13 protein-coding genes and 1 pseudogene are annotated in these 20,828 nt (G+C 36.1%); 7 read left to right on the top strand and 7 right to left on the bottom strand.

What is annotated here, in order from left to right:
* Together F6K27_RS26270 and F6K27_RS26275 are read left to right on the top strand one after the other, a co-directional pair.
* Nucleotides 1-980, top strand: a pseudogene (locus tag F6K27_RS26270) (transposase); the annotation flags it as partial.
* Nucleotides 981-1,725: 745 nt separating this feature from the next.
* The gene (locus F6K27_RS26275) at nt 1,726-3,201 is read left to right on the top strand and encodes a response regulator (RefSeq protein WP_287274312.1); all 1,476 of its coding nucleotides are present in this window, start codon (nt 1,726-1,728) and stop codon (nt 3,199-3,201) included.
* A 331-nt stretch (nt 3,202-3,532) separates the two neighbouring features.
* On the opposite strand, the gene pstB is transcribed toward F6K27_RS26275, so the two are convergent.
* The 6 genes from pstB to pstS (F6K27_RS26305) form a co-directional block, all read right to left on the bottom strand.
* On the bottom strand, nt 3,533-4,354 hold the full coding sequence (gene pstB, locus F6K27_RS26280) for a phosphate ABC transporter ATP-binding protein PstB (protein ID WP_124143376.1): 822 nt from the start codon (nt 4,352-4,354) through the stop codon (nt 3,533-3,535).
* Nucleotides 4,355-5,247: 893 nt separating this feature from the next.
* A complete protein-coding gene (gene pstA / locus F6K27_RS26285) occupies nt 5,248-6,141 on the bottom strand; it encodes a phosphate ABC transporter permease PstA (RefSeq protein WP_287274314.1) in 894 nt (297 codons plus the stop codon).
* Between the two features lie 364 nt (nt 6,142-6,505).
* Nucleotides 6,506-7,480 carry a phosphate ABC transporter permease subunit PstC gene (gene pstC / locus F6K27_RS26290; RefSeq protein WP_287274315.1) on the bottom strand — a complete coding sequence of 325 codons (975 nt, stop codon included), beginning with the start codon at nt 7,478-7,480 and terminating at the stop codon, nt 6,506-6,508.
* A 426-nt stretch (nt 7,481-7,906) separates the two neighbouring features.
* Nucleotides 7,907-8,041, bottom strand: a complete 135-nt coding sequence (locus F6K27_RS26295; RefSeq protein ID WP_287274317.1) for a hypothetical protein — start codon at nt 8,039-8,041, stop codon at nt 7,907-7,909.
* A gap of 747 nt (nt 8,042-8,788) precedes the next feature.
* A complete protein-coding gene (gene pstS, locus F6K27_RS26300; RefSeq protein ID WP_287274319.1) occupies nt 8,789-9,880 on the bottom strand; it encodes a phosphate ABC transporter substrate-binding protein PstS in 1,092 nt (363 codons plus the stop codon).
* A 773-nt stretch (nt 9,881-10,653) separates the two neighbouring features.
* Nucleotides 10,654-11,739, bottom strand: coding sequence for a phosphate ABC transporter substrate-binding protein PstS (gene pstS / locus F6K27_RS26305; protein ID WP_287274321.1), 1,086 nt, complete (start codon nt 11,737-11,739; stop codon nt 10,654-10,656).
* Between the two features lie 341 nt (nt 11,740-12,080).
* On the opposite strand from pstS (F6K27_RS26305), the gene bioB reads away from it, so the two are divergent.
* From bioB to F6K27_RS26325, 4 genes are all read left to right on the top strand, one after another.
* Nucleotides 12,081-13,175 (top strand): biotin synthase BioB, encoded by a 1,095-nt coding sequence (bioB, locus tag F6K27_RS26310; protein ID WP_287274323.1) that lies wholly within the window; start codon nt 12,081-12,083, stop codon nt 13,173-13,175.
* Nucleotides 13,176-13,227: 52 nt separating this feature from the next.
* Nucleotides 13,228-13,812, top strand: coding sequence for a biotin transporter BioY (locus F6K27_RS26315; protein WP_124143369.1), 585 nt, complete (start codon nt 13,228-13,230; stop codon nt 13,810-13,812).
* A gap of 350 nt (nt 13,813-14,162) precedes the next feature.
* The gene (lspA, locus tag F6K27_RS26320; RefSeq protein ID WP_124143368.1) at nt 14,163-14,657 is read left to right on the top strand and encodes a signal peptidase II; all 495 of its coding nucleotides are present in this window, start codon (nt 14,163-14,165) and stop codon (nt 14,655-14,657) included.
* A gap of 920 nt (nt 14,658-15,577) precedes the next feature.
* Nucleotides 15,578-16,258 carry a PEP-CTERM sorting domain-containing protein gene (locus F6K27_RS26325; RefSeq protein ID WP_124155130.1) on the top strand — a complete coding sequence of 227 codons (681 nt, stop codon included), beginning with the start codon at nt 15,578-15,580 and terminating at the stop codon, nt 16,256-16,258.
* A 71-nt stretch (nt 16,259-16,329) separates the two neighbouring features.
* Here F6K27_RS26325 and shc read toward each other — a convergent pair whose 3' ends face one another.
* The gene (gene shc / locus F6K27_RS26330) at nt 16,330-18,228 is read right to left on the bottom strand and encodes a squalene--hopene cyclase (RefSeq protein ID WP_287274325.1); all 1,899 of its coding nucleotides are present in this window, start codon (nt 18,226-18,228) and stop codon (nt 16,330-16,332) included.
* Nucleotides 18,229-19,352: 1,124 nt separating this feature from the next.
* Here shc and F6K27_RS26335 point away from each other — a divergent pair.
* Nucleotides 19,353-20,141, top strand: coding sequence for an endonuclease/exonuclease/phosphatase family protein (locus F6K27_RS26335; protein WP_287274326.1), 789 nt, complete (start codon nt 19,353-19,355; stop codon nt 20,139-20,141).
* Nucleotides 20,142-20,828 lie beyond the last annotated feature (687 nt).

Here is a 20,828-nt window from a genome sequence, read left to right on the forward strand (position 1 = left end):
GGTAAATTAATCATAGATGGCACCTGTGCTCCGGCCGATCTCAGTTATCCGACGGACTTAAATCTATTAAATCAAGGCAGAATAAAAACCGAAAAAATCATAGATATTCTCTATAAAACCATCAAAAACCAGTTGCATCAAAAACCAATTACTCACCGTCAAATAGCAAGAAAAGAATATTTAAAGGTAGCCAAAAAAAGACAACTGACTCGTAAAGAAATCAGGAAAGCCATCAAAAAACAACTGAAATATGTCAGTAAAAATTTAACCACCATAGACCTGCGAATAAAGAAAGGTGCGAGTCTAGAAAGTCTGAGTAAAAAACAATATAAAACTTTGTTGGTCGTGAGTGAAATACATGGTCAATAACAATGTATGTGGAGAACAGAAAACAACGAATAGAGGACAGGATAGTAAGTTTAAATAAACCTCATGTCCGTCCAATTGTGAGAGGAAAAGCAGGAATTAACACAGAATTTGGAGCTAAGTTGTCTGCAAGTTGTATAGATGGATATGTATTTTTACACCGAATAAGTTGGGATAACTATAATGAATCAGGAGATTTAAAGTCTCAAGTTGAAGAGTTTAAAAACTACAGAGGTCACTACCGAGAGTCAGTTGATGCAGATAAGATTTACCGAAGTAGAGAAAACCGAAAATTCTGTAAAGAGAAAGGTATTAGAATCAGCGGTCCTCCCTTGGGAAGACCAGCAAAAAATATTGATAAAGAACAGAAGAAACAAGCTAACTTGGATGAAAGATTGGGGAACCATATTGAGGGTAAATTCGGGCAAGCAAAAAGAGGATTTAGTCTGGGGAAAGTGATGGCCAAACTTCCTGAAACTTCTATGACTGCGATCGCAATTACCTTTTTAGTAATCAACCTTTCTACCCTCGCGGGAAGAGGCATTTTCTCTTTTTTTGTACTTTTTTGCTCCAAAAACTGTTTTTGCGGTGTATTTTATAATTTAAAGTTATAGCTGAATAAATGATGATAATAATAAGTTATAATCAGCTTTCTTTGAATCACAAATCAACCGTTTTCAGACTTTTGAGCGCAAACCCTAACTAAACCAATGCTACCGGATTTGATATAAGGAGAGTCCAAGAATTAGATAATTGATTTTTTCCTATTCCCTCAGTTTTGTGTAATTTAGATTAATCTCGAATTAAAATATCAGTAGAATTTCTAAATTACATATCATAAAAAGATACTTTTGTCAAAAAAAAATCAGAAATTATATCTAGAATTAATTACCATTTTTTAAATATATGAGAATTTAGTTAAAAAAGCTAAACTAAAAATAGTAAATATTTAGTCACATTAAGTAGGTAGGTGAAATTAAATCTAAAATGTCCGAAGCGAGGTAAGTTTGCGGAGCATTCTGTAGCAAAGCAATTCTATAGTTACGATTGCTTTCCTCACAATTTGCTCCCAAAAATTCCTATTTTTGATGTAGCGTATGACATTTATTTATACCCATCTACATTATATATTTTGCCAATAAAGTAAAATTATTAAAAGCATCGATTTTTGGTTAGGGGCATCTCAAAAACTTATTCAATACTAGATGACAATTTTCTACATAAAAATACTCAATTTACAAATTTTCAATTACATTAAATTTGCGCAATTTTACTACCACCATATTATCAGATTACTCTCAAAGCTCAAAAATTTAAATCCAGAAATTTTATCAAATTTAATCAATTTAAATAAATTAAATGCCAAACAAACAGTCATCTATTCTAGTAGTTGATGATGAGCCAGATAATGTCATCCTATTAGAAGCACTATTAGCATCAGAAGGCTACATCACTATATCAGCAAATGGAGGAAAAGAAGCATTAAAAGTTGCCAGCAATTTTCATCCTGATTTAATTTTACTTGATGTAATGATGCCTGAAATTGATGGATTTGAAGTTTGTCACCGTCTCCGTAAAAACTATCAATTAAAAACAATCCCTATCATTTTTTTAACGGCTTTGGATGATGAAAATTCCAAATTGAAAGGTTTAGAATTGATGGGAGATGACTATATTACTAAACCATTCAATAGTCGTTTACTTCTGGCAAAAGTAGCTAATATTTTGCAGCTCAATCAAATACGTTCTCAAGCTAATAAATATCAAAATACTCAACAGACGGATCGACAAAGTAATCTTCAATTATTAGCAGCAGAAAAAATAAATCAGCATCTTTCGGAAAAATTTAGACTTTTTGTACCAGAGCAATTTTTATCAAGAATAGCGCCTCAAGGATTAGATTCTATTCAACTTGGAGATGTGGCAGAAGAGGAATTAACAGTTTTATTTTGTGATATTAGAGGATTTACGGCAATAGCTGAATCACAAAATGCACGAGATACTTTTAAGTGGTTAAATTCTTTTTTTCAACAAATGAGTGTTTGTATTTCTGCCAATCAAGGATTTATAGACAAATTCTTAGGGGATGCAATTATGGCAGTATTTGACAAACACAAATGCCATAGTTTAGATGCGTTAAAAGCTGCTGTAATGATGCAGGAAAATTTAAAAGAATTTAATGCTAATTATAAAAAATATAATCTTACGGAACCTGTAAAAATTGGTATTGGTATTCATACAGGTATGGGGGTTATTGGTACTTTGGGTTCTGAAAAAAGAATGGATTCTACAGTAATTGGAGATGTGGTTAATACTGCATCACGTTTAGAAAGTTTGACTAAGACTTATTGTTGTTCAATTATTGTGAGTGAACTAGTAATTTCAGAGATAGAAAAATGTAAAAATTGCTGTCAAGCACAGGAATATATAGAAGATAAATTCAGAATTATTAATCAAGTAAAATATTCAGACACTCAGTTACAAAATAATAATCTATTTTCTGAGCAAATTTATTACAGATGGATTGATAAAGTGACGCTTCGTGGAAAGCAGAAAGCTATGAATATTTATGAATTATTGGGGACTGAAAATAGTATTATTGAAGCAGAAAAAATTTCCAACCTATCGATATTCAAGAAAGGAATTAAGGGTTGGCAGGTAGGTAAATTTGCAGCAGCTTTAGAATATTTTCAACAAGTGAAAAGGCAAAACTCTACTGATACTATTGCCAGTCTATATGTTGAACGTTGCCGAGAAAAACTTGGTAAGGAAGAAGGAAGAAGGAAGAGGGAAGAGGGAAGAGAGAGGAAGGTTATTGAGCCAGAAAAAACCTAAATTTAATTACAGCAATTTCGGAGTTAGTGAGGTACAAAATTTTATTTAGTAATTTTGGTAAGCATCCTGCTTGTTACAGGCTAGAAGCCTTACAAAGATAGATATTAATCTTCAACTGTACCTCACCATCCTCAAAAGTGCTGTAAATTTAAAGTTTTTTAAATAAAAAAAACTGGACTTGATGAGTATCAAATCCAGAAAAAAATAATGATAAAAATTTATCTTTTCATTTTGGGTTTAATACCCCACCATCTACACGGTGTTGGCAATTGCTTGGGGTTTGAGTCCCCATCAATTTTTTCTTCCTTCTTCCTTCTTCCTTCTTCAATATTTAACCAAAACGACCACTTACATATTGTTGAGTAGCTTCTTCCTTTGGGTTCTGGAAAATATTGTGAGTTTTGTCAAATTCAACCAAATAACCAAAGCGTTTACCACCCTCAGCAGCTTTAGCATTAAAAAAGGCAGTTACATCCGCTACCCTAGTCGCCTGCTGCATATTATGAGTCACAATAATAATAGTGTAATTTTCCTTGAGTTCATTAATTAACTCCTCAACCTTAATAGTAGAAATAGGGTCAAGAGAAGCACAAGGTTCATCCATCAAAACCACATCGGGACTAACAGCAACCGCACGAGCAATACATAAACGTTGTTGCTGACCCCCAGAAAGAGCAAAACCACTTTGTCCCAGTTTATCCTTAACCTCATCCCAGAGAACAGCTTGTCGTAGCGATCGCTCTACTATCTCATCCATTTCTTCTTTAGACTTAGCCAGACCATTAATTCTCACCCCATAAGCAATATTATCGTAAATTGACTTAGGAAAAGGATTAGGCTTTTGAAATACCATTCCAATACGTCGGCGTACTTCTACAGGGTCAACATCTGAGTCATAAATATTCTGATTATGATAAAGAATACGACCTTCTAAATGAAAAATACTAATCAAATCATTTAGACGATTAAAACATCGTAATAATGTACTTTTACCACAACCTGAAGGTCCAATAAAAGCAGTTACTTGATTTTTAGGAATTTCCATAGAAACATCTTTCACGGCTTTAAAATCTCCGTAAAAGACGCTAACATTATCTGCTGAAAGAGCGGGGGCAGATTTTTGTTTAGAAAGATTTTGTTGAGATTCTGGCATGAGATATTACCTCCTAAATTTAGTTTCAAAATTATTTGTGTATTTGCTATTTATAACTATCAGCTTCACCTCAATCATTTACCCATAAAATTTATAGGGTTTAATCGCTGTTTTTCTGATATTTTCATAGTGCTATAATTAGGGTTTGCTGAAAAAGTATTTTAGTAGGGGTAGGAGACAGGAGACAGGAGAAATGGATCGGGAGCGAGGAAGTAGGAGCTAAGTTTTGTAAGAATGATTTTTCTGCCCAACTATGCGCCTAAAATACGCTCCTTTTTGAGCGTTTTAGACTGAAACAGGCGCACTTTTTTCGTTCCCAAAAAGGCACTTGTCTTTATCATTTTCTTTGTGGGTTTAATACCCCACCATCTACACGGTGTTCAAAATTACTTGGGGTTAGAATCCCCATGTAATTTTCCTCCTGTCTCCTGTCTCCTGTCTCCTGTCTCCTTCTTCAAATGTCAATGCTTTTATATTTAATCAGCAAGCCCTAATTATCTTTTATATAGCCTTGATTCATTAAATTGAGGTACAAAATTTACGCTTTTTAGGTAATGAAGGAACATAGAAGATAAAATATTATGTATTTCACTTCACTTACATAAAAAATTATCCATTTTCCCTTAACTTGAAATCAAAAAGGTATAATTTTATTTCACGAATCAACCAATCTTGATTAGCAAATTGATTGATATTAAAGCAGTAAAAAAAGCAATAATTTTGCTATACCAAATATTGAATTGATTAGGACATAGAGTAATAATGAATCGAATAAAAGGAAATATTTTTTCAACTCCTCTCTGCTATAGACACAAAGTATAATAAATAAAGCGTCATTAATTAATCACTGTTATTTATTTATGAAGTTTCCGTTTCCCTTATTCATTCTTTAATCAAAACTGTTTTTGACTAGTTGCCCAACGAGAAAGAATACTAGTAATTAAAACCAATAAAACCAGAACTAAAGAACCCGCCCAAGCAAACTCCTGTAAAACAACATCAAAGCTACGAGCAAACTCATATACTAAATAAGCCAAAGATGGAACAGTCGGAGCGAATGGACCGCGAGGCCAATTATTAGAATAAACAACAGTAAAAAGTAATGGAGCAGTTTCTCCAGCAGCACGAGCAATAGCAAGAGTAATACCTGTAATAATACCCGGTAAAGCAGCAGGTAAAACTATTTGTAAAACAGTTTGATAATTAGAAGCACCAACTCCCACCGATGCCCATCTAATATCCCTAGGAACTATTTGTAAAGCCTCATCAGTAGTTCTAACGATGGTCGGTAACATCAAAACCGCTAAAGCAACTCCACCTGCAAATGCTGAAAACCTCCCCATAGATAGTACCAGTAAACTATAGGCAAATACCCCAGCAATAATTGATGGTACACCACTCAAAACATTAGTAGCAAATCGAATTGGACGGGCAGTTTCCTCATCACTAAATTCTGATAAATAAACTGCTGCTAAAACACCAAAAGGAACAGCAATTAAACTAGCAATTGCTACTACCATAATTGTGCCTAAAATCGCATTAGCAATACCACCAGTAGTTTGACCTGCTGCGGGTGGTAACTTAGTAAACAAATCTAAATTTAAACGAGATAATCCTTTAATAAAAACGTAAATTAATACAGCAAATAGAGGAATAAGAGTGATGCCGATACAAGCACCTGATAGTACAGTCATCACTTTATTAAATATTTCCCTTGGTCTGCTTGGGTTTCTTTTCAGACTCACAATAGATTCTGGTTGTTGTTGATTATAGGTAATATCTGCCATAATTAATCAGAATAGTATCAGTATAAAAGTAGTAACTAATCCAGAGTCAAATCAATTTATTTGTATTAATTCCTGCTAATTAAATAGCTATTAGCTTTTACCAAATAATTAATAATTAAATAATTAAACAATTAGGGTTAAAATCCTCCCCTTTCAAGGGAAAAAATTTATTTTTTCCTTATTTGTCAATCCTCTTCATTTCAGGGAGATGTAATTATCCATTATCAATTATTGATCATTTCCTGACGGAATTATCCGCAAACAGCTAGCCTCTTGCAGAGGAACTTCGGACTTCAGCTTTTAGCAGCTCTGGTTAATCCCCTTCTAAACGCTGACTGCTGACTGCTGACTGCTGACCGCTTTTTTAATACTTTGCTTTAATTCGATTAACAATCCAATTAGCTAATATATTTACGAGTAGGGTTAAAACAAACAGAATTATCCCTGTATACATCAGAGCAGAAAGTTGTAAACCAGAAGCTTCAGCAAATTGATTTGCCATCAAAGAAGCAATAGTATTAGACGGAGCAAAAAGAGTAGGTTTAATCGAGTTAGCATTACCAATTAACATTGTTACAGCCATAGTTTCTCCCATTGCTCGACCCAAACCTAACATTATTCCACCAACAATTCCCGAAAAAGCTGCTGGAATTAATACCCTAATAATAGTACCCCAACGAGTAGCTCCTATACCCATAGAAGCTTGTCGTAGATCGGGAGGAAGACTAGCAAGAGAATCACGAGAAATGGCTGTAATAATAGGTAAAATCATTATTGATAAAACTAGAGCTGCAGGGAACATTCCCGGACCCCCTGCACTAACACCTTTAGGAAGAGAAAAAATCAAAATCCATCCTAAATAATTACCTAGAAAAGCCTCAATTGGTTTGAGTAAAGGAAGTAAAACATAAATACCCCATAAACCATAAACTACACTAGGAATAGCTGCTAATAATTCCACCATAAAAGTTAATGGAGTAGTAATTTTTGGAGGAAGAAATCCTTCACTTAAAAATATCGCTGTACCTAAACCCAGGGGAACTGCAATAAATAAGGCGAGGAATGAACTAATTAAAGTTCCTACAATCATTGGCCATGCGCCATAATCCCCCTTTCCATCATTAGCAACAGGATTCCAAACACTTTTAAATAGAAAGGTAAAGCCAAATTCATTAATAGCTGGTATTGCTTGCCAAGCTACTGTTAAAGCTATCAATATTAAAATAGCTGCAATACCCCAAGCAAAAACTTTAGTAACAGTAATAAAACCATCATCAAACTTTCTTTCTGTATTAGTCCGAGACCGACTATCTTCTTTAACTTTAGACTGTGCAACCATAAAATTTTTTACCGAATAATTAAGGTTTAAAGCCTCTCCTTTAAAGGAGAAACAATGAATTAATTTTCCTTTTATTCAATCCTCTTCCTTTTAGGGAGAGGTAATTATCAATTATCAATTATCAATTATCCATTATTGAACTCTATCTACCTCAAATAGGTATATACATTTTCAAGGAGTTATTGAGTCAACTTCAAAGATTTTATTAGGTTAATTTTGAGGTTATATTATCTCAAAATTAGTGCAATGAACTGAATTTATAATTCTGAATTATCTTTTTCTTTAGTGGGTCTAATACCATGCATGAAAAAAGAATGTTACGAATAATAAGTGTGATTAAAAGGCAGGTGCAGGAGATGTTCCTTTCACAGAAAAGAGAATTTATGACCTAAAAACTGGTATTGAAACCATTCCCGTGTGACTTGGTCAGACTGAGTTCTCCTCCTGGGAGGGGGAGGGGCGAGGGGTGGGTTGACTTCTCAGAAATACCCTAGCTATTTGTAGCAAACATTTATCAATTTGGTCTAATACCCCACCATCTATAGCGCTGTGCGCAGGCAACAGCTCATCTGGCAACAGGCAACAGGGGGGATAAATTGCCTATAATATAAGACTTTTAGCTATTGGGCATCTCCTGCAATTTGTAAATATACCAGCGCTCATTGCTATACAACAATGCCAATGCAGTTGGTGGGGTGAGAATTCCCATCGACTCCATTCTCGGTCTTACTGTACGAGGGTTAACGTAGTTGTGCGCTCGCTAATGGCCATTCACCCATATAGCAAAAGGAAGAAGGCAGAAGCGGTGCGACCCCGCGTCGGCGACAGACGCAAGCGGTCAGACCCCGCGACGACGCCAGCTCGCTTGCGGAATGCTGACCAAGAGAGGGAATGCGCACCAAGAGAGGCAGAAGGAAAAATCTGGCTTTGTCTGAATTTTCAGCTTTATGATCTGTCCTCACCTTTCCTTAGACTGCTATACTACTTGTTAATCTGACGGCTTCTCTAACCGACTACTTCTTCAATGTGGCTATGTTTCAAGGATGATAGATGTAGAACACTTGCTCGAGCAGTTATAAAATCACATAATCATCTGTGGTTTCTCTAAGAGGTTGTTTGTAAATGAATTATGAAGTTTTTTTACCCCTGGCAAATTAGGTATTTCAGCCTATAAATCTGGGATAAATAACCAAGTTGTTACAGTTTAAAGGTCAATCATTGTATATTACAAAACTTTACAAACAGTCTCTAAGCAGATTTTAGATTATTCACCTAACACCTAACACCTAACACCTGATTCATTTGATGCTACTTGAGAGTCATGTTGTAATCTGGGCTAATTTTATCGGCAGTTTCTAAAACTTTTTGACGTACATTATCAGGTAGAGGAATATAACCTATTTCACCACTAATTTGTTGACCTTCATTTAAGCCAAATTCAATCATTTTTTCTAATCCCTGAGCTTTACCTGCATCATCATATTGACCATAAGCAAGCATCCAAGTATAAGTCACAATTGGATAAGAATTTTCCCCTTCTGGGTCAGTAATAAAAGCTCGTAGATTTTCAGGTAATACTACTGCTTCTAAAGTTGCAGTTGCTGATTTAGCAGTAGCTTCTATATAATTACCAGAGCTATTTTCCAAGGAAGCCATATTTAGACCAGCACTCTTAGCAAAACCATACTCAACATAACCTATTGCTCCCTCAGTTTGACGGATGCCAGCAGTTACACCATCATTCTTGGCACCACCAATACCTACTGGCCATTGAACAGTTTTACCTTCTCCAACTTTCTCTTTCCATTCTGGACTAATAGCACTCAAATGCTTCGTGAAAACTCCAGTTGTACCACTACCATCAGAACGATATACAACCGTAATTGTTTGGTCTGGCAAAGTTACATCAGGATTAATTGCAGCTATCTGAGGGTCATTCCAGCTAGTAATCTTACCCAATAATATATCTACATAAACTTCCCTGGAAAGCTTCAGACCAGGAACATCAGGCAAATTGTAAGCTAATACAACACAACCAGCAGTCATCGGTAGCAAAATCACACCCCGACCAACTTGAGCAATTTCCTCATCTGTCATTGCCACATCACTAGCACCGAAATCTACTAATTCTTGAGTAAATCTTTCAATACCAGCTCCACTACCTACTGACTGATAATCTACCTGTAGGTTAGGGTCACTCTGACTCAACTCTTGAAACCAACGTTGATACAGAGGTGCCGGAAAAGAAGCTCCTGCTCCAACGAGGTTTACTTGAGCACCTCCACCTGTACCGTCAGTGTCACCGCCACCACCGCAGGCAGCTAAACCAATTGTCAAAGCTACTGCAGACATTTTTACAGTAATACGAGTTATTCGAGCAAGATTAATAGCAAATTGCATAATTATTAGCTTTCTATACCTAGACACCAAAAAGAATAAACGAAAGCTTAACCTATTTAGGTTAAGGATAGGTTAATAGTTTTTGATATAGCGCTACGCGCAAGGCAACAGCTCATCTGGCAATAGGCAACAGATGAAGACAAAAGGCTTTTCCTACGGAATGCTGCGCAAACAGCTTCTACTCATGTCAAACACCTTAATGCCTAGGGCTATAATTGATAATAATTGGCTAAAAAATAGGAAATAGTTAATATTAAGTTGTTATGGTAGTAGGTCATCTATCCTAAATTAATACCAATTTGATAAATGTTTGCTACATTTTATTGAGCGGTGGAGTAGGAGAAAAGTAAAGATCAAAATAATTAATAATAACTGGCGTGCCAGTTACCAAAAAAGTTATTCAGTCTGTGTTAATCACTTAAGAATTGAAGTATCACTTTAGAGTATTTTGGAAATATTTATTCAGACAAATAAGCAGACTCGTTGAAAGAGGAAGCTCTCTTAGCGATAAGATAATCCCCGTCTCTTTAGAGCGGGGAAAAGTCAATCTCAGAATTAAGGCTTGCTGATTAACTGTCAAAGCCTTTATCTGTAAAAAATTGAGGATTTTTAGAGTGAAAAAAGGTGCAATGTTTTCGGTCTAAAAAGCTAAAAAAGCTAGAGTTCTGAGTAGATAAGGATAGAAAAATCAACGGATATTTTTTCTCCCTAACTCCTCTAAATTCTGAATTCTAAATTCTAAATTCTGTTTGCGGAGCATTCCGTAGGAAATTCTATTTGAGACTTATTTGGTAGCCTGAGCTAATTTTATCAGCAGCTGATGCAACTGTCTGACGAACATTGTCAGGAAGTGGAATATAACCTAAATCAGCACTTACCTTTTGACCCTCATTTAAGCCATACTCAATCATTTTTTCTATACCCTGAGCTTTAGCTGCATCATCATATTGGCCATAAATCAGCATCCAAGTGTAAGTAACAATAGGGTAAGAACCACCACCTTCAGGATCGCTAATAAAAGCACGGAGATTTCCTGGTAATTTCACTGCGGCCAGAGTAGACTTAGCAGACTCCAAAGAAGCTTTCACATAATTGCCTGATTTATTTTCCAAAGCTGCAGTAGGGAGACCAGCATTCTTAGCAAAACCAAACTCTACATAACCTATGCCACCCTCTGTTTGACGAATTAAAGCAGCCACACCATCATTTTTAGCACCACCTACACCTGTAGGCCACTGAACAGTTTTTCCTTCACCTACTTTCTGTTTCCACTCTGGACTAATAGCACTCAAATGCTTAGTAAAAACTCCTGTAGTTCCACTACCATCAGAACGATGAACTACAGTAATTGGTAAGTCTGGTAGACTCACACCAGAATTAGCACCAGCAATTTTGGGGTCATTCCACTTAGTGATTTTACCCAAAAGGATATCTACATAAGCTTCCCTGGATAATTTTAGGTTGGATACACCTGGTAAATTGTAAGCTAAGACAACGCTACCTGCAGTCATAGGTAGCATCATTACTCCCCTACCCACTTTGGCAATTTCATCATCTTTCATTGCCACATCACTAGCACCAAAATCTACCAATTCTTGAGTAAATCTCTCCACACCAGCACCACTACCAACTGATTGATAATCTACCTGAACATCGGAACGACTATCTCTCATATCGGCAAACCAACGCTGATATAAGGGAGCTGGAAAAGATGCCCCAGCACCAACTAGGGCGACTTTTTGTTGAGCAAGGCCATATTTTATTCCAGTAATTGTAGTAGCTAGACCAATTGTTAAGGCTACTAGGGATACTTTGGAAGTATTACGAATTATCTGACTAAAATTGATACTAGGTGGCATAACTATTAAATTGTGATATTGACTTTAAACACAAGACATAACGTTAATGCAAGTTGAACATATGAAGGTAAAGAATAGGTAAAAAACAGGTAAAAAATAGGTAAAGAAAAAGTTAACAAATTTTAAATATAGCAATTTCTAAAAAGCGTGAGGTACATAATTCCTTGGTTTTAGGGAAAAGGGAACAGGGAACAGAAGATAAATAATAAAGAATTAGGTCTACCTCACAGATATATTTAGTAAAGAAATTTGTAGCACTGAAGCTAATAATGTAGAACGGTAGAAAAAAATGCTAAGATTCTACGACATTAGATGAAATTATTACGATTAAAAGGCTAGCCGTGGTTCAAGCACCCCCATCAACTAATACAAAAACAAACACTAAAGCTTTCCTATCTTCGTCAGATAAGAAACAACATCTAGAAACATGGTTGCAAAACTTGGCCGAGCAAGTTATTTCTGGGTATCGTCTGAACCGAGAAGAGGCCATTACCCTGACCCAGATAGCAGGACAAGAAGATATACTACTACTTTGTGAAGCTGCGGATAGAGTCCGTCAAGCTTGCTGTGGTAATGTTGTAGACCTATGTAGCATCATTAATGTTAAATCAGGAGGCTGTTCAGAAAACTGTAGCTTCTGTTCCCAGTCAGTCCATCATCCAGGAGAAGCTTCTCCAATTTATGGCCTCAAATCTACAGAAGAAATATTAGCTCAAGCAAAGGCAGCAGAAGCTGGTGGAGCTAAAAGATTTTGCTTGGTTTCTCAAGGTAGAGGTATTAAGTATAACAGTCCCAAATCTACAGAATTTGAGCAAATTTTGGCTACAGTAAGGCAAATTATTGCTGAGACTAATATTAAGCCTTGTTGTGCTTTGGGAGAAGTAACACCAGAACAAGCTCAAGCATTGGCAGAGGCGGGAGTAACTCGCTATAACCATAATTTAGAAGCCTCCGAGCAGTTTTACCCCGAAATAGTCACTACTCATAGCTGGAATGACCGAGTAGAAACTGTGAAAAACCTCAAAGCAGCAGGTATTCAAGCTTGCACAGGAGGTATTATTGGTATGGGAGAAACTTGGGAAGACCGGATAGATTTGGCCTTGGCTTTGCGAGAGTTGCAGGTTGAGTCTGTACCCTTAAATTTATTAAACCCTCGTGAAGGTACACCTTTAGGTGAATTGCCGAAGTTAGACCCCTACGATGCTTTGAAGGCGATCGCTATTTTCCGTCTGATTTTACCAGAACAAATTATTCGCTATGCTGGAGGCCGAGAAGCTGTGATGGGAGAATTGCAAAACTTAGGCCTTAAAGCTGGTATTAATGCGATGTTGATTGGCCATTATCTGACAACTCTTGGTCAACCTCCAGAAAGAGACCAAGCCATGCTTGAATCTCTGGGACTGAAAGGTGGGGAAGCTCCTATTCCAACTAATTAGGTTTGAGGTGGTAGAATAACAGTCTATATTTAAGAAATAATTGTTAATTGTCGTGACAATTACAGTTCAATTACTTTGGGCAATTACAGGTTTACTCTTGACAATTGCTGCGACATTTTTACCTGCCTCTTTTGCAAGTCCAACTTGGATTTGGGAACAACAAGAAGTTAAAACTTTTTCGTTAGGAGTAACTTACCAAGTTGGTGCTGTTTTGTTTGTCGGTTGTTTGGGTGGAAAAAATGCTGCTGTTATTTCTCAAATTGCTTATATATTGTTAGGTCTAACTTTATTACCTGTCTTTAGTCAAGGCGGTGGTATAGGCTATTTGAGAGAACCTAGTTTTGGTTATTTATTGGGTTTTATTCCTGGGGCATGGATATGTGGAAATTTAGCTTTTCAAGCATATCCCAAGCTAGAGTCATTAACTTTTAGTTGTTTACTTGGTTTGTTAAGTATTCATGCAACTGGATTAACTTATCTAATTATCAGCAGTATTTTCGGCTGGAAAAAGGTAGAGTCATTATCTTTATTTGAAGCTATATATAGATATTCTATTTTTCCTTTACCAGGACAACTAGGAATTATATGTGCTGTAGCAGTTATGGCTTATTTCCTACGACGTTTACTATTTTATTAGAGATATCTAATTCTAAAATAGAAAAAGATTACATTTTTTTCCACTACAAAAAATTTCTACATATATTCCCTTTTCCCTAAACTAAATTTATAATATCAATGCTGACTTAAAAAGTTCTTGCTCAATTGTAGAATAAATGTAAGCATTTCCTGCGGAATGCTGCGAAACAGCTATTAGCTCTCAGCTCTTATAAGGGGGTTTAAATGAATATAGATTGTTTCAGCCAGCTTTTATAGTAAGTATAAATTATGGCTCAATTAGTAAAGCTTTTATCTAAAACTAAAAGCAATAGCTGATGGCTGATAGCTGACAACTGAATGCTTACGAATAAATTAAAATAAATATAGTAATTGTTAACCTTGAAATTACGTTTTCAGAAAAATCTTTTATTCTGGATAGCTGCTATTATTAGTATTTTGTTAGACCACTTGACTAAATTTTGGGTGGTACAAAATTTTAAACTTGGAGAAAGTCTGGCTTTGTGGCCTGGTGTATTTCATTTTACTTATGTGACTAATACTGGGGCAGCTTTTAGTTTATTTAGTAATGGTGGGGTATATTGGTTACGTTGGTTGTCTTTGATTGTTAGTCTTGGCCTCATGGCCTGGGCTTTGTTTGGGCCTAGATTTAATAAATGGGAACAACTGGGCTACGGTTTAATTTTAGGAGGGGCACTGGGTAATGGTATTGATAGGTTCATTTTGGGTTATGTTGTAGATTTTATACACTTTCGCCTCATAGATTTTCCCGTGTTCAATGTGGCAGATGTTTCGATTAATATTGGTATTGTTTGTTTACTCATTGCTACATTTTTTAGTGGAAGACCAAAATGTAAATCGCAATAGTAGAAGGAAGAAGTTTTTCCTTCTCTCCTAGATAACTAAAAATTTGGCTGATATATCAAATACAGTAATGGCGACTGCTATAAATTGACTTTTATACGGTTAAATTCTAAAAGGCGCGATCGCCTCTGTAAATTCTCCGCAAAAAGCGAAAATCTTATACCAGTGACCTAAGCGATTCCCTCCGGGACGCTGCGCGAACGCGAGTGGGAACTACTAGAACCTTTGCTACCGAAACCTCAAAAACGAGGGCAAAAACCAAACGCTAATCGAGCGAGAAGTAGTTAATGGTATCTTCTATATCCTTTATTCTAGTACATTGTTACTATATAGCGCTTCTCAGGCGGTAGAAAAGTTTATTGGTTGATCTGGAATTTAGAAGTATTTGAAAAACTAATATATTTACTATATAAAGATTCAGTAAAGATGCTGATTTGTTATTGTTTTATTTTTTTGTTGGCACTATTATCAACTTATAACTAATGATACTTAGTGGAACTTAGACATTTTCTGGGAGAAAAACTGTCTGAAAGTCATTCTAGACAAGGGAATTACGTCAATGACCTAAAAATTGCTGAAACCCTTGGTAGTTAAGGATTTATACCTTTTAGACCTAAAAACCTCTGCTTGTCTATGTTTGAGCCTATTTTCTATTGCTGTTTTGTTTGAGTCCCATTAGACATTTTGTCGGCTAGAAAGTTTATCAAAGTTAGTCTAGGCATGGGAAGGACGTCAAAGACCGAAAAATTGTTGTTAGCTCCGCATTCCATGGGAAAACACCGATTATTCCTAGATTTATCCATTTTTTACCTAAAATACTCTCCCTGTATAGATTTGATGCCATTTTTTGCCTGAATTTTATCTAAGTCCCACTAAGTAATTCTTGAGTAAAACATTTTTTGAGGTTTTTCATAGGAAAACTTATGAAACAATTTTCTTTATTACAAAAGTTGCTTCCAGTCGGAATTAGTCTGGGAATGCTTTCTGTTCCTCTCTCTCTGGTGGTATCTCCTTCAGCAAGAGCAGCCACTTTTACTCCTGGTGAGTGTGGCCGACTAACTGGTTCTGAGATCCCTATGGGATCTATTACTTGTTTTGATAAAACTTTTAGTAATTTTGAACTTATTGCCGAGTTCGACATACCTGCTGGTGCTCAAATTATAATCGGAGTAGCTAGTGATGGAGAAACATTTGAGCTTGAATTAGATCCCGGTCAAACTTTAGGTTCATTCACAGGTACAGCTACTTATGATGTTACAATCGCCAACCCTGACTTTTTCTTTGATCAAGTAGGTCTTAATAGTGATGTAACTTCTGGCGGAGTTGAAGCACAGGTGACAGATGGGTCTGGTGGAACTGGCAATCTACTACTTGAGCTAGTAAGTTCTGATGGAAATTCAGTTACCCCAACGCCTATTCCTGGTCCAACGATGTATCAGTTTATCAGTGTTATGAATACAGTCTCCATTCCAGAGGGTGGCACTTTCGATGGCTTCAAGAACACCTTCACGCAAAAAAGGGTAACACCAGAACCTGGCACTATCCTCGGACTCCTCGCTGTTGGAGGTTTGGGTTTAGGTCTGAAGCGCAAGAAGCAAGCTTAGAAAAAGTTAATTGGGCTATAGACAAGAGGTAAAGTTGAGCGATTCCCTTTGCTGAGTGGCAAGATAATCGCTCAACCACTTAACAAATTCTCATACTTTCCTAAAGCCATCAAAGGAAAATACTGCGGATAAAAATGATATTTAATATAAAAATGACAGGGAAACCCAGTACCAGTAAATTCTGACTCTAACCAACTCCCATCATCCTTCTGAGTCGATACCAAAAAATCAACACCCCCATCAATAGCCTCCCTAGCAAAATTACCAGTTGCCTCCCCCGCAGCTAATAACCCAATCAACGCCCAAGCAGTTTGAGAAGCTGTACTTTTTCCCTTCCCTTTCAACGACGGGTCATTATAACTCCAACAACTCTCACCCCATCCGCCATCCGAATTTTGACAACCAACCAACCAACTCGCCCCCTTCTCAATAAAATCTCTATGACTTTCCTGCGCCACAACAGCCAAAGCCGAAATTACTCCACTCGTACCATATATATAGTTAACTCCCCACCGACCAAACCAACAACCTTCTCCTTCCTGCTCTCTTTCCAAATAAGCGATCGCCCGTTTCACCCGCCAACTATCCATAGACAACCTACAACAACCAACCATTTCCAACACCCGCGCCGTCACATCCGCCGTATTCGGGTCAATCATGGCCTTTAAATCTCCGTAGGGGATACCATTTAACCAGTCTTGGTCATTATCCACATCAAAAGCTGCCCAACCCCCAGGTTGACATTGCATCGAAGCTACCCATTCCATAGCACGAGCGATCGCCACCCGTTTCAATTCCTCATCAGGCAACTCCACAGCATCCAAAGCCATAACCACTACTGCCGTATCATCTATATCTGGATAAAAACGGTTGATAAATTCAAACGCCCAACCCCCCGGTTTACCCAATTTATTCTTAATTGCCCAGTCACCATAATCCAAAATTTGCTGTTGCAATAACCATTCCCCAGCTTTAAGCACTGCCGGATGACTAGGAGGAATACCAGAATCAACCAACGAACGTATTACCCAAGCGGTATCCCATACAGGAGAAACACAAGGTTGTACCCAATAATCATACTCAGTTTCTACAGCAAATTTATCTATTGCCTCCAACCCCCGCACCACCACAGGGTCTGCCACATCATATTCCAAACACCGCAATGCCAACATAGAATTTAACATTGCCGGAATAATACCTCCCCAGTCACCCGTAACTTCTTGCCTTTCCAGAATCCATTTTTCTGCTGCTTTTAAACCCTCTTCTCGCAAAGGCATTAAATTAAAATTTTCTGCAAATTTAAAAGCTTTATCTAACCCCAAAAATAAATCTGTCCAGTCATATTGACGAGGTAATTCAAAAGTAGCATTGTTAATTCCTTCAGCATAAAGTTCATCCAGATTAATTGTGGGATTAACTGAAAAAATCGGCTTTTTATCAAACACAATTAATAGTGGAACAGTGCTACTTCTTGCCCAACTTGACATTTCATAAATAGTAAATGGAAAATCTTCAGGAAGTAGCATTATGCTAGGAGGAATAGAAGGAATACCTTGCCAGTTGAAACATCCAATTAAAGCCAGATGTAATTTCGTGAAAATTCTACTGCAACTAATACCTCCTTTTTTAATAATAAAATCTTGTGCTTTAAGCATGATTGGATCTGTTTTTGCAACACCTAATAATCTCAAAGCCATATAAGCTTCAATAGAAGTGCTTAAGTCTCCCCCATCCCCATAAAATAATTCCCAACCACAATGTTCTCGTTGTTGGGAAATTAGATGATTTTTTGCTTTATCAAGAGGTCTTTTATTATCGATTTGCCAAATTTTATGTAGTAAAACTATTTCTGCTGTTATTGTTACATTTGATTCTAATTCATCCCACCAGTACCCTTGTGGTTTTTGCAGATTCAATAGATATTCTTGACTAGCTAAAATTGATTGTTGAACTTTGTTTTTTTCTGTCATTTTTCCCAAAAATTAATTTTTTTTATTACTATCTTTAAAGTCATAATTTACTAAATAAATTATGCCTATTTATTCTCGATTATATTGAAGAATTTTGATAGAATATAAATGAAAATTTAAGAATTTTGAGTAATTAGGGAACCTTATCTAAAATTTATTGTCAGAAGATAACTAGATTCTGTATAGATAGATCGGCCTCACAGTGTTGCTGTCGCTCTCTGAGAGGCTTTCCTTGTTATGTTTATCATCAAATTTGTATGTTAAGTTGATGTCAATGATTTTTCAAATCATACTTGACTAGCTATGTAGTAATCTTAAATAAATTGTAGGGTTTTAAAATAACAATTAACTAAGATAAACCTAATATATTTGAAATCATACCTAGTATTTATATTAGTAATTTTTTTATTTATCACGTTATTTATAACCTTTGAGCATAAGCTTGCAACTAAAAATATAATTGCGATAGTTGAATTTTTTATGGCGAGATTTTCGTTGATTTTTAAGTGTTAGTTTTTAGGTGTTAGGAAGCAAATTTTTCCAGAGCATTACTGCGAACTAACTTTTGTTTAAAAACCCACAGTCACGCACGCTGAAAACAAACTTGTTGAAGTTAATCAGAAAAAGTTAGATTTTAGGTAGTGCGTTCAATAATTAATAATTAATAATTTACAATTAATAATTAATAATTACCTCTCTTTAAAACCTATCACTTACCCATAAGTCTTGAAACCCTTGTGGGGAATAGGGGAGAAAGGAGAAAAAATTATAGTAGCTAAGTAAAACTACTGAAGTTGTCAAAAAAAAGTCAAGACTTACCCATAACTCGTCTCTAAAGTCAAGCTTTATGTTAAGAAAGATGTGGGTAATGGATAGCTTTAAAACGGATAGAATACGAATAAGATTTGGTGGTGGTACATAGTAATGGTAGAGAGAGTGTGGGGAGTGTGGGAAGAAATTAAAAAATATATATCTTCACTATTACGCGAGCAGGACAACCTAAGATTTTTTCTTTATGTCTGCTTCAAAGTCTTTATTTCTTCAAAGAAGAGGCTTTCAAGTTTAATTATTCCCTAAGCTTTTTTTATCTACCACCTACCACCTATCAACTACTACCTAAAATCATGGTAATCAAAATTATTACTTTTAATATTCGATATGATAAACCAGACCCTGGAAATCATCGATGGGAAGTCAGAAAAAATGCTGTAGCTAGCCTAATTTATGAATATGCTCCAGATATAATTGGCACTCAAGAACTTAAAGTAAATCAGTTATTAGATTTACAGCAATTATTGCCTAATTATTGCAGTCTTGGAGCTGATAGAAGAGGTACAGGTAATGATGAACACTGTGCAATATTTTATCAGAAAGATAGATTAAATTGTCTCGACCATGGAGATTTTTGGCTGAGTGAAACACCAGATATACCAGGTAGTATTACTTCTAGTTGGGGAAATCATTTACCCAGAATAGCTAGTTGGGCAAGATTTAATCTTGTTGAAGATAATCGGCAAATAATTATTATTAATACGCACTTGGATTATAACAGTAAAAAAGCTAGAGAATTAGGTGCTAAATTAATCTTTAATTCCCTACAAACAGAAAAATTAAATCCTGACAAAGAATCATTAATTTTTGTCACAGCAGATTTTAACGACCAACCAGGTTCTATTGTACGAAATACTTTTTTAAATCCTTTGAAAAATGGATTGTGTTTATTAGATGTTTTATCTAATTTAAAATTAAGTAATCAGATGACTTATAATGATTTTACAGACAAAGCTTTTCTGCCTATTGATACTATTTATTATGACAGTAGATTAAATTTGCACAGTGTGAAAGTAGAGAATAAAAAATATGATGGAATACTTCCTTCAGACCATTTTCCAGTAGTAGCAGAATTTAATTAATCTAGATATCAATATAAATATTAACTTGTTTTCTTAAAACTTACATATATGAGTATATTTTTGTTTTTTTGTGATTTGTGTCACTTATACCAAATCAATAAATATTTGCTACAAATAGCTAGGATATTTCTGAGGAGTCAACCCACCCCTCGCCCCTCCCCCTCCCAGGAGGGTAACTCAGTCGGACCGAGTCACACGGGAATAGCTTCAATACCATTTTTCAGGTCGGAAATCATTCTTTTCTCTTGGTGCGCTACCAGGTGTGACTGGCGTCGTCGCGGGGTCCCACCGCTCTCTTGGTCGATTGGATATGGCGAGGAGACCCGTTCTTACAGACCCGCTCCGAAGATCGCCATCCCACCCTACGGGAAGCTCCGAAGATCGACCGCTTTGTCAAAGGACATATCCTGCATTTGTCTTTTTATTCCTCTTACTATTCGTAACATTCTTTTTTGACGCTTGGTATTATATATAATCCAGCTAATTACAGCACTTTTGAGGAGAGTGAGGTACAGTTTAATACTCATCTCTAATCTCTAATATCATGTCCAGTTGAATACTTATAGAACCCCTAACCGTATCTTCATATAAATATCAAGTTTTTTTGACTAGGAGACAGCTATACTGGAGACAGGAGACAGAAGGTAAGAGAGAAAAGGTTAAGAGGGAAGATTTGGGGAGAGATAA

This window comes from Okeania sp. SIO2F5 (genome assembly GCF_010692685.1).
GTDB lineage: Bacteria > Cyanobacteriota > Cyanobacteriia > Cyanobacteriales > Microcoleaceae > Okeania > Okeania hirsuta.

Coding starts and splice junctions, on each gene's coding strand:
- F6K27_RS26275 (WP_287274312.1), top strand. CDS start 1,726: ATGCCAAACAAACAGTCATCTATTCTAGTAGTTGATGATGAGCCAGAT.
- F6K27_RS26335 (WP_287274326.1), top strand. CDS start 19,353: ATGGTAATCAAAATTATTACTTTTAATATTCGATATGATAAACCAGAC.
- shc (WP_287274325.1), bottom strand. CDS start 18,228: ATGACAGAAAAAAACAAAGTTCAACAATCAATTTTAGCTAGTCAAGAA.
- pstB (WP_124143376.1), bottom strand. CDS start 4,354: ATGCCAGAATCTCAACAAAATCTTTCTAAACAAAAATCTGCCCCCGCT.
- pstA (WP_287274314.1), bottom strand. CDS start 6,141: ATGGCAGATATTACCTATAATCAACAACAACCAGAATCTATTGTGAGT.
- pstC (WP_287274315.1), bottom strand. CDS start 7,480: ATGGTTGCACAGTCTAAAGTTAAAGAAGATAGTCGGTCTCGGACTAAT.
- F6K27_RS26325 (WP_124155130.1), top strand. CDS start 15,578: ATGAAACAATTTTCTTTATTACAAAAGTTGCTTCCAGTCGGAATTAGT.
- pstS (WP_287274319.1), bottom strand. CDS start 9,880: ATGCAATTTGCTATTAATCTTGCTCGAATAACTCGTATTACTGTAAAA.
- pstS (WP_287274321.1), bottom strand. CDS start 11,739: ATGCCACCTAGTATCAATTTTAGTCAGATAATTCGTAATACTTCCAAA.